The 9,740-nt window shown below is 69.5% G+C and carries 8 protein-coding genes and 3 pseudogenes; 4 read left to right on the top strand and 7 right to left on the bottom strand.

Annotated features, from left to right (window positions below):
• Positions 1-370 precede the first annotated feature (370 nt).
• Positions 371-521 (bottom strand): annotated as a pseudogene (locus ACWDO5_RS17295) (transposase); the annotation flags it as partial.
• 160 nt (positions 522-681) lie between these two features.
• Between ACWDO5_RS17295 and ACWDO5_RS17290 the strand changes: the two are divergent.
• The 3 genes from ACWDO5_RS17290 (at position 682) to lnt (ending at position 3,959) form a co-directional block, all read left to right on the top strand.
• Positions 682-1,677, top strand: a complete 996-nt coding sequence (locus ACWDO5_RS17290) for an aldo/keto reductase (protein ID WP_450531122.1) — start codon at positions 682-684, stop codon at positions 1,675-1,677.
• 62 nt (positions 1,678-1,739) lie between these two features.
• Positions 1,740-2,198: a nuclear transport factor 2 family protein gene (locus ACWDO5_RS17285; RefSeq protein WP_450531121.1), complete on the top strand. Its 459-nt coding sequence runs from the start codon at positions 1,740-1,742 to the stop codon at positions 2,196-2,198.
• A 93-nt stretch (positions 2,199-2,291) separates the two neighbouring features.
• Positions 2,292-3,959, top strand: a complete 1,668-nt coding sequence (gene lnt, locus ACWDO5_RS17280) for an apolipoprotein N-acyltransferase (RefSeq protein ID WP_450531120.1) — start codon at positions 2,292-2,294, stop codon at positions 3,957-3,959.
• Here the strand turns inward: lnt and ACWDO5_RS17275 are convergent.
• Together ACWDO5_RS17275 and ACWDO5_RS17270 are read right to left on the bottom strand one after the other, a co-directional pair.
• Positions 3,883-4,788: a Gfo/Idh/MocA family protein gene (locus tag ACWDO5_RS17275; RefSeq protein WP_450531119.1), complete on the bottom strand. Its 906-nt coding sequence runs from the start codon at positions 4,786-4,788 to the stop codon at positions 3,883-3,885. The two genes, lnt and ACWDO5_RS17275, sit on opposite strands and share 77 nt — an antisense overlap.
• A 246-nt stretch (positions 4,789-5,034) precedes the next feature.
• A pseudogene (locus ACWDO5_RS17270) lies at positions 5,035-5,313 on the bottom strand (hypothetical protein); the annotation flags it as partial.
• Between ACWDO5_RS17270 and ACWDO5_RS17265 the strand changes: the two are divergent.
• Positions 5,298-5,378 (top strand): annotated as a pseudogene (locus ACWDO5_RS17265) (mycothiol transferase); the annotation flags it as partial. The pseudogenes ACWDO5_RS17270 and ACWDO5_RS17265 sit on opposite strands and share 16 nt — an antisense overlap.
• Positions 5,379-5,913: 535 nt before the next feature.
• Here the strand turns inward: ACWDO5_RS17265 and ACWDO5_RS17260 are convergent.
• From ACWDO5_RS17260 to ACWDO5_RS17245, 4 genes are all read right to left on the bottom strand, one after another.
• Positions 5,914-6,387, bottom strand: a complete 474-nt coding sequence (locus ACWDO5_RS17260; RefSeq protein ID WP_450531126.1) for a hypothetical protein — start codon at positions 6,385-6,387, stop codon at positions 5,914-5,916.
• Positions 6,388-6,524: 137 nt separating this feature from the next.
• Positions 6,525-7,208 (bottom strand): uracil-DNA glycosylase, encoded by a 684-nt coding sequence (locus tag ACWDO5_RS17255; RefSeq protein WP_450531117.1) that lies wholly within the window; start codon positions 7,206-7,208, stop codon positions 6,525-6,527.
• Positions 7,209-7,276: 68 nt separating this feature from the next.
• On the bottom strand, positions 7,277-8,857 hold the full coding sequence (locus ACWDO5_RS17250; protein ID WP_450531116.1) for an ABC transporter substrate-binding protein: 1,581 nt from the start codon (positions 8,855-8,857) through the stop codon (positions 7,277-7,279).
• A 116-nt stretch (positions 8,858-8,973) separates the two neighbouring features.
• On the bottom strand, positions 8,974-9,735 hold the full coding sequence (locus ACWDO5_RS17245) for an SDR family oxidoreductase (protein ID WP_450531115.1): 762 nt from the start codon (positions 9,733-9,735) through the stop codon (positions 8,974-8,976).
• Between the last annotated feature and the right edge of the window lie 5 nt (positions 9,736-9,740).

The following is a 9,740-nucleotide window of genomic DNA, read 5'->3' as shown; positions in this document are numbered from 1 at the left end:
GGGGCGACGTGCGGGGAGCGCATTCCGGTGGTGCCGGGCTTCGCACGGCGTCCGGGGCAGGCAGCGCCCGGCGCTGCGGACCGGTCGCTGAAATGGGCGCTCACTTTTCGGGGAGGCGCCTCCAGGCGAGGACCCGGCCTCACCTCTCGTCACTTCGCGACAGGGGATTCGGGGTGCTCGTCCGCGCTCCAGCCGCAGCGCTTGCGCCGACGGCGAGCGGGGCTCCGCGTGGTGGGTGACGATCGACCGCTCGTGATCGTCCGGCGGCTTCAGAGTCGTGTACGACAGGGTCATCTCACCACCACCGGATGGTGGATGCGCGTCTCCTCATTACCTCCCCTGTAATCGACGCGCGGACGCTCCGCGTGGCGGTGTCGGGGAAGACCTCGTTCAGCGCGTTCCAGAAACCGAGCGCCCCGTCCCCCACGGCCAGGACCCGAAGACCGCATGCCCCGACGAGCCCAGTCCTGCAGCAACCCGGCCCATGCCTCGGACGATTCGCGGTAGCCGCCCGTCATCGCAGAACCGGCGCTCCAGCCCGCCACTGGATTGCCCACCACCTGGCTGACGGCTGGGCGGGATCGTAGTCGATGCGCATGCGGGCAGTATGGCGGGTGAAACGCAAGGTCAGCGGGTCCGCGCTCCGGCGGGCCCGTCCCACGGCGGAGGAGAGCTGGGCAGATGACGTACGTCGCCGACGAGGACCGGTACGCGGGCATGCGGTACCGCCGCTGCGGTAACAGCGGGGTCCGGCTGCCGGAGATCTCCCTGGGGCTGTGGCACAACTTCGGCGACACCAGTCCACTGGAGACCCAACGGGCCGTGCTGCGCAGGGCGTTCGACCTCGGTGTGACGCACATCGACCTGGCGAACAATTACGGCAGGCCCTTCGGCTCGGCCGAGGCGAACTTCGGCGAGCACTTCCGGGCCGACTTCCGGCCGTACCGCGACGAGCTGTTCATCGCCACAAAAGCCGGCAATGAGATGTGGGCGGGACCGTACGGCGAGTGGGGTTCGCGCAAGCATCTGCTGGCGAGCCTCGACCAGTCGCTGCGCCGGCTCGGCGTGGAGTACGTCGATGTCTTCTACTCGCACCGGCCGGACCCGGACACTCCCCTCGAGGAGACGATGGGCGCGCTGGAGACCGCCGTACGCCAGGGAAAGGCTCTGTACGCCGGTCTCTCGAACTACAGCCCGGCCCGGACGGGGCAGGCCGCCGCGATCCTGGCGGAGCTCGGCACTCCCCTGCTGGTCAATCAGCATCCGTACTCGCTGCTCGAACGCCGGATCGAGGACGGACTGCTGGCGGCCTCCGAGACCGCCGGAGCCGGTCTCGTCGCGTTCTCGCCGCTCGCGCAGGGGCAGTTGACGGACCGCTACCTCACCGGGGTCCCTGCGGACTCGCGGATGGCGGCCGGACGCTATCTGACGCGCGACGTCCTGACCGACGAGCGGCGAGAACTGCTGCGGGCCCTGGATGCGCTGGCCCGGGAGCGCGGCCAGACGCTCGCCCAGATGGCGCTTGCGTGGCTGCTGCGGGACAGCCGCGTCACCTCCGTACTCGTCGGCGCGAGCAGCGTCCGTCAGCTGGAACAGAACCTGGGGGCGCTCGACGCGCCCGGCTTCTCGGACGCCGAACTGACGGAGATCGACCGTTTGCTGACCAAGAGCGGGTGAAGAGCGGGTGACTGGCGTGCACAGCTCTTGGCGTCAGGCGCTCGCTGCCCGAAACTGACCCGATGACGCAGCGCGTAGATCTAGCGACCGTGATGGACCGGCTGTCCATCGACGAATTGGTCACCAGTTACGCGGTGGCCGTGGACGATGCCGACTGGAGCGCCTACCGGGCGCTGTTCGCGCGGGAGGGGCGCGCCGACTACCGCAGCTCGGGCGGGATCGAGGGCCCAGCCGCCGAAGTCGCCGACTGGCTGGCTCAGACGCTGCGGCTCTTTCCGGTGCGACAGCACCTCATCGTCAACCGGCGGCTGCACATTCAGGACCTGGGCGGCTATCCGGGCGACCGTGCGGAGGTGCAGGCCGACTATGTGAACCCGATGCGTCTCGAGTCGGGAGACGACTTCTTCTCCGGCGGCCGATACGCGTTCAGTCTGCTGCGTACGGACGCGGGCTGGCGGCTGCGGACCGTGGTGATCCACGAGAAGTGGCGGCGGGCCGCGGGGGCTCTCGACGGCGGCTGACGCCCTGGGTGGCCTGTCGGTGCAGGTCCCGCTCCCGCACACTGGAGGGGACAGTGCTCGCGGGCCCTTCGAGGCAGCATGAGGAGGCGCGGCATGCGGATTCCGGTCGGCCGGCCGAAGCGGCGGGAGGGGCTGGAGGGGCACGAAGGGCACGAGCGTGGGGAGCGGCGCGAGAGGCAGCCGTTCGCGCGGCGGGCTCTGTCGTCCCCTCGGTGGCGCGGCGCGGCCGCGGTGGCTGCCGGTGCGCTGCCCGCGCTCGCCTTTCCCGAGCCCTCGCTGTGGTGGTTCGCGTATGCAGCGCTGGTGCCGTGGATGCTGCTTGTGCGGTCCGCGCCGACGGGCCGCCGTGCGGCGGTCGAGGGCTGGCTGGGCGGCATCGGCTTCGTGATCGCCGTACACCACTGGCTGATGCCGAGCCTGCATGTCTTCATCGTCGTGCTTGCCGCGCTCCTTGGACTGATGTGGGGGCCCTGGGGGTGGCTCGTGTGGTCGCTCCTCGGCGGGACGCCGTCGCCGGTGCGTGCGGCCGCGGCCCTCGCGGTCGTCCCTTCCGGCTGGCTGATGATCGAACTGGCCCGGTCCTGGGAGGGGCTCGGCGGACCTTGGGGTCTGCTCGGGGCGAGCCAGTGGGAGGTCTCCCCCGCCCTGCGGCTCGCCTCGGTGGGTGGTGTGTGGCTGGTGAGTCTGCTGGTGCTGGCCGTCAACACGGCGATCACCGTGCTGATAGCGCTGCCGTACGCCCGTACGGCCGCGGTGGGTGGCGGCCTCATATGCGCGCTCACCACCGCAGCGGTCTGGATGTGGGTCCCGCAGCCAGGGCAGTCGGGGCGGGCGCGTATTGCGGTCGTCCAGCCGGGAGTCGTGAACGGCATGGAGAGTGTCGAGCGCCGCTTCGACCGCAGCGAGGAGCTGACCCGCGAACTGGCCGGGCAGGACCTCGATCTGGTGGTCTGGGGCGAGAGCAGTGTCGGCGCGGATCTGCGCGAGCGCCCCGAGCTGGCCGCTCGTCTGGCGGTGCTCTCGCGCGAGGTCGGGGCCGAAATGCTGGTCAATGTGGACGCCCGGCGCGCGGGCCGCACGGGCCCGGCCGGGATCTTCAAGAGCTCGGTCCTCGTGGGCCCACAGGGCCCGACCGGGGACCGCTACGACAAGATGCGGCTGGTCCCCTTCGGTGAGTATGTCCCGGCCCGCGCGGTGCTCGGCTGGGCGACCTCGGTGGGCAAGGCCGCGGGCGAGGACCGGCTGCGCGGCAGCCGCCCGGTGATCATGGTGCTGCCCGGCGACGGCGGACTGCGGGTGGGCCCGCTGGTCTGCTTCGAGTCGGCGTTCCCCGACATGAGCCGACGGCTTACCCGGGACGGCGCGCAGCTGCTGATCGCCCAGTCGGCGACCTCGTCGTTCCAGGGGAGCTGGGCGCCGGAGCAGCACGCCTCGCTGGCGGCGCTGCGGGCGGCCGAGAGCGGGCGGCCGATGGTGCATGCCACGCTCACCGGCGTCAGCGCGGTGTACGGGCCGGACGGCGGACGGGTCGGCGGCCTGCTGGGCACGGACAGCAGCACCGCGGCGGTCTACGACATCCCGCTCGCCCGCGGCACAACCCTGTACGTCAGATTCGGCGACTGGCCGGTATACGGCGCGCTCGCCGTCCTCGCCGCGCTCTGCGCGACCGAGGGTGCCCGGTCCCTCAGGCGGCCTGCTCCAGGGCTTGCCGAACCACCCGTTCACACAGCTCATGGGTCCGCAGCGCGTCCTGCGCGCTGAGGAGCTTTCCGGCGCGTACGGCGTCGAGGAAGGTCAGCACCGACTGCTCGATGCCGCGCTGGCGGGCGACCGGCACCCAGTCACCGCGCCGCCGCAGGCTCGGCTGGCCCTTGTGGTCCACGATCTCCGCGAGATTGCGGACCTCGCGCTTGGTGTCCTGGCCCGACACTTCGAGGATCTCCTCGGTGGAGCCGCTCATGCGGTTCATCATGCCGATCGCAGTGAAGCCGTCGCCGGACAGTTGCAGCACGACGTGGTGCATCAGGCCGTCGACGATCCGGGCCCGTACGTCGGTGTGGTCGACCGGTCCAGGGAGGAGGAAGCGCAGGGTGTCGACGACGTGGATGAAGTCGTCGAGGACGAGGGTGCGCGGATCCTCGGCGAGGCCCACGCGGTTCTTCTGCATCAGGATCAGATCCCGCGGATGCTCGACGCACTGGGCGTAGCCGGGCGCGAGACGGCGGTTGAAGCCGACGGCGAGGCTGGTGCCGCGCTCCTCGGCGAGGTTCACCAGCCGCTCCGAGTCGGCCAGTTCGTACGCGAGCGGCTTGTCGACATACGTCGCGACGCCCACTTCGAGCAGCCGGGTGACGATCTCGGCGTGCACGGACGTCGGGGCGTGCACAAAGGCGGCGTCCAGGTCCTGCGCGAGCAGTGAGTCGAGGCTGGTGTGGCACCGTTCGGCGGGGATGTGATGGGTCTCGGCGATCCGCGCCAGGGTGGCGGGAGTTCGGGTCTGCAGATGCAGTTCGACCCCGGGCAGGGTGGTGAGCACGGGCAGATAGGCCTTCTGCGCGATATCGCCGAGCCCGATGCAGCCGACCTTCACAGGTGCCTCCCTTGGCGCTCTTCCGGTTGTCCTTGGTGTACGTCGTGTACGTCCTGCGCTCCGGCAGCATACGTGCACTGCGGCGGCCGCCAGTCGGCGGTGCCGTCGAAGGTCCGCAGAACGAGACCGGTCCGAGCCGGGAGACGGCGGAGACCGGGGCGTCGCGCCCCACGACGGGGGAGGCTGGTCAGGGGCATCAGCGGCCTCGCGGACGATGCCCGTGGTGCGCGGCAGGCGCTGCGCGGCTTACCCGGCAAGGCCCGGGCCCAGGTCGCCGCCGGGCCGCGCGGTCGATGTCACACAGCAGACGGTCTGCAGCACGTAGAGGGTGCCGAGTGCGGCGGCCAGCGTGCCAAGAAGGAGCCGCAGAACCGTCTCGGGGAGGTGGGGCTGGAGGCGGGCCCCGAGGTAGCCGCCGATCAGCCCGCCGACGCCGCAGGCCAGGCCCAGGAACCAGTCCGGCGCCAACTCTGCGCTGCTCGCCAGGGACAGGAGTGCGAACGTGAGGGCACCGACTCGAGGAGTACGCGCGTCACAACGGCCACGCAGATCTGATCCGTGAGCGGATCGACGGCGCGACGGGCGACTGACCGGAGGCTGACCGGGGTCACCCGTGCGGGCCATTGTGTGCCCGTACGACTGTGAACGTGCCCCCCGCACAGCAGAGTTGCGCGGGTGCACCGACCAAAAACCACAAAGGTCCTGGCAGGGGTAGCCGTCTGGGCCGTGTCCGGCTGTATGGCCGTGGAGCCGCAGCCCGTGCCCGCACCCCCGTCCCACAGCGGCCGCCCGGCGCAGGCCGTGGAGCCGCAGATCGTGCAGAGACCGGCCCGCGAAGTCCTGGCGCCCCCGCCTCTGACCTCACCCTCGGCCGAAACCGCCGCTCCCCCTTCGCTGCCGGATCCCGCCGCCCGTCACGTGCCGAGCGAGCGGCCAAAGTCCCCGCCACCGACGTCCCGGCCACCCAAGCCCCGGACCGCCGAGCCACCTACCCCGCCGTCCCCGGCCGGCCGACCGGACGTCTGCGACCTGGGCGAGAGCTACGGCCGCTGGCAGACAGGAAGCCCCGAGTCCCGGATCTGCCGGGAGGCCTACGGGAGTTGAGCCTCGCTCGGCGCTCCAGCCTCACTCGCTGGTCAGTCGGCGCTCCAGCCGGTCGATCGCCACCCGGATGCCGTTTCCGTATCCGTCGTCTCCCAGAGCGTCCGTCGCCGCGCGCGCCCGGTCGAGGTGGGCGCGCGCGGGCTCCGGGCGCTCGAGCTTCACATAGTCGGCGGCGAGGTTGAGATGGAGCGAGGGGTAGAAGGCCCGCACGGCGAGCGTCGCCTCGTGCCGGGCCAGCCGCTCGGCGCTCAGCCCTTCCGCCGCCGCCAGCGCCCGCAGATCCCAGGCGAGCTCGTCGCCGGCGTCGTCCTGGGCGTCGGCCATGTAGTGCGCCAGAGTGCAGCGGTGGAGGGGATCACCGGCCTCGCCGAGCTCCGACCAGAGCGCGCCGAAGCGATTGCGCGCCTCCTCGCGGTCACCGCCGTGCAGCAACATGACCGCTTGCCCGATGCGGGTCATGACGGCGTCCTCCGACGCCTCCTGCTGCTCCATCACTGCGGCCTCCCACGTCCGTGCGGCCAATTGCGACCATCCACCGGTCACGACGCTAGCCGCCGCCACGGACAATGCCGCACAGGCTCGGGCGCGGGCCCGAGCCTGTCAGCCGGGTGCGCGAACCTCGGCCGAGGTGCTCAGCCGAGGTTCCCAATCCGCCAGTCGATGGGCTCGTGCCCCTGGGCCGCCACCGCCTCGTTGATCTGTGTGAAGGGATGAGAGCCGAAGAACTTCTTCGCCGAGAGCGGCGAGGGGTGCGCGCCCTTGACCACCGCATGACGCGTCTCGTCGATCAAGGGCAGCTTCTTCTGTGCGTAATTGCCCCACAGGACGAACACCGCGGGATCGGGCCGCGAGGCCAGGGCGCGGATCACCGCGTCCGTCACCTTCTCCCACCCCTTGCCCTTGTGGGAGTTGGCCTCGCCTGCCCGCACCGTCAGCACGGCGTTGAGCAGCAGCACGCCCTGCTCGGCCCACGGCATCAGATAGCCGTTGTCCGGGACGGGGTGGCCGAGCTCCGCCTCCATCTCCTTGTAGATGTTCCGCAGGGAGGGCGGGGTCTTGACGCCCGGCCGCACGGAGAAGCAGAGGCCGTGCCCCTGCCCCTCTCCGTGGTACGGGTCCTGGCCGAGGATCAAGACCTTGACGCGGTCGTACGGAGTGGCGTCGAGCGCGGCGAACACCTCTTCGCGCGGCGGGTAGACCGGCCCACGCGCCCGCTCCTCCTCGACGAATTCGGTGAGCTCCTTGAAGTAGGGCTTGTGGAGCTCTTCGCCGAGGACGTCGCGCCAGGACTCGGGCAGCATGTCGGTGTCGGTCACGTCAACAACCTCCGGTATGCGATCAGTTATCGACCACAGAACCTACCTGCGGCCACTGACAATCGCGGCTACCAGCTGGCCTTGCGGTACAGCTCCCACATCTGCATGACCGTCTGCGGGTCGAGGGCGCGCTCGCCACCGCCGATCTCGTCGCTGGAGGCGACGTACAGCTTGCCCTGCCACAGCGGCAGCAGACGGACTTCGTCGACGAGGATCTCCTGCGCCCGCTCGAACTGCTGGGTGACCGCACTGCGGTCGCTCTGGCGCCGGGACGCGGGCAGCAGCTCGTCGGTGATCTCCCTGTTCTCGTACGGAGTGTTGAGCACGTTCTTCGAGCCGACGAACGGCGCGATGAAGTTGTCCGGGTCCGGGAAGTCGGGGAACCAGCCGCGGCCGAAGACGGGGTACTGACCCGCCTTGTAGCCCTGCTGGAACTCCTTCTCGGGCTTGCCCTGCACCGTGATCTTGAACAGGCCGGAGGCATCCAGCTGCCGCTTGAGCTCGGCGAACTCCAGCGCGGTGCCGGAGCCGTAGCGGTCGGTGGTGTACCAGAAGGTCAGCGGCACCGGCTCGGTGATACCCGCGTCCTTGAGGATCTTCCTCGCCTTGTCCACGTCCGGCTCACCGTAGCGGTCGAAGAACTCCGTGGTGTGGCCGACGATGCCCTTGGGAACCATGGAGTACAGCGGCTCCGCCGTGCCCTTGTAGACCTCGCCGACAAGCGCACCGCGGTCGACGACCTGGGCGATCGCACGCCGCACCGCGAGCTTGCCCGCCATCGGGTCCTTGGAGTTGAAGACCAGGTAGCGAATGTCGGCGCCGACCGTCTCGACGAGCTGGAGGTGATCGGTCTCGGGCTTCCCCTGCTGCAGCTCGACGACCTCCTGCGCGGTCAGACCGCGGTAGATCGCGTCGATCTCCTTCTTCTTCAGGGCTGTGACCATCGCGTCGGAGTCCCCGAAGTACCGGATGGTGACGGCATCGTTCTTACGCTTCGCGAACCCATCGTAGTTGGAGTTCTTGGTCAGCTCAGACTTTTTGCCCTTCTCGTACGAGTTCAGGACATACGGCCCGGAGCCGGTCAGCTTGCCGTCCTCGCGGAGCCTGTCCGCCGGGTACTCCTTGGGCGGGACGATCGACATCGCGGGCGTGGCGAGGATGAACGGGAACGTCGCGTCCGGCGTCTTGAGGCTGAATTTCACGATGCGGTCGCCGACCGTCTCGATCTTGTTGAGGGAGCCGAGGAGACCGTTGGGGCCACCCTGCACATCGATCTTCTGGATCCGGTCGATGGAGTGCTTCACGGCCGCCGCGTCAAGCTTGTCACCGTTGGAGAAGGTCAGCCCGGCACGCAGTTCGCATTCAAAGAGCTTGTTGCTCGCGTCCATGAATCGGCAGGTCTTCGCGGCGTCGGACTGCGGCACGGTGCTCCCGGCCGGGAAGCTCAGCAGCGTCTGGAAAACATTCCGGTACAACTCCCATGAGCCGTCCCAGGCGGCGGCGGGGTCGAGCGTGGTGGGCTCACTCGTCGTACCGACCGAAATCTTCTGCTCACTCCCGGCGTCCGCATTGGAGAACAGACTGCATCCGGCCAGCAGAGATATGGACGCTAGGGCTGCAGCGGCCTGCAGACAGGTCCGGTAGAACACGTGCACGCTCCTCGTTCAGCCATGGGTCGGCCGACCATACCGCAGCGCCCTGCCGGGTCAACCTTCTGGCCCGGCAGGGCACTTGACTCATTCAGTTACAAAACGACTCAGGGTGCTCAGTGGACCCCGGCATTGAGGAAAATACCGCCGTCCACCACCAGCGTCTGACCGGTGATCCAGTCCGACTGGTCGGACGTGAGGAACGCTGCCGCGCCCCCGATGTCCTCCGGAATTCCGAGCCGTGCCAGCGGGTAGGCCGCGGCCGCCTCGGCCTCCCTGCCCTCGTACAACGCTTCGGCGAACTTCGTCTTGATCACCGCGGGGGCGATCGCGTTGACCCGTACTCCCGGCGCGAACTCGTGCGCCAGCTGCAGGGTCAGATTGACCATGGCCGCCTTGCTCATACCGTACGCGCCGATGAAGGGCGACGGGGAGATACCCGCGACAGAGGCGATGTTCACGATCGCACCGCCGTTCTCCTTCTGCCAGGCCTTCCAGGTCTGCTGCGCGAAACCGAGCGCCGAGATCACGTTGGTCTCGTAGACCTTGCGCGCCACATTCAGGTCGAGATCCGCCATCGGCCCGAAGACCGGATTCGTACCGGCGTTGTTGATCAGGAAGTCGACCCGGCCGAAGGCCTCCATGGTGCGCTCGACGGCGGCCGCCTGGTGGGCCTCGTCGTGAGCCTTGCCGGCGACACTGATCACGCGGTCGGCGCCGAGCCGCTCCACGGCCTCCTTGAGCGCGTCCTCACCACGGCCGGTGATGCACACCCGGTCGCCACGCGAGACGAGCGCCTCGGCGACGCCATAGCCGATGCCGCGGCTCCCGCCCGTGATCAGGGCGACTTTTCCGCTGTCCTGTACCTCTGAGGTCATGTTCG

The sequence above is a fragment of the Streptomyces sp. NPDC000880 genome (assembly GCF_053599675.1).
This window is presented reverse-complemented; position numbering and strand designations above follow the sequence as displayed.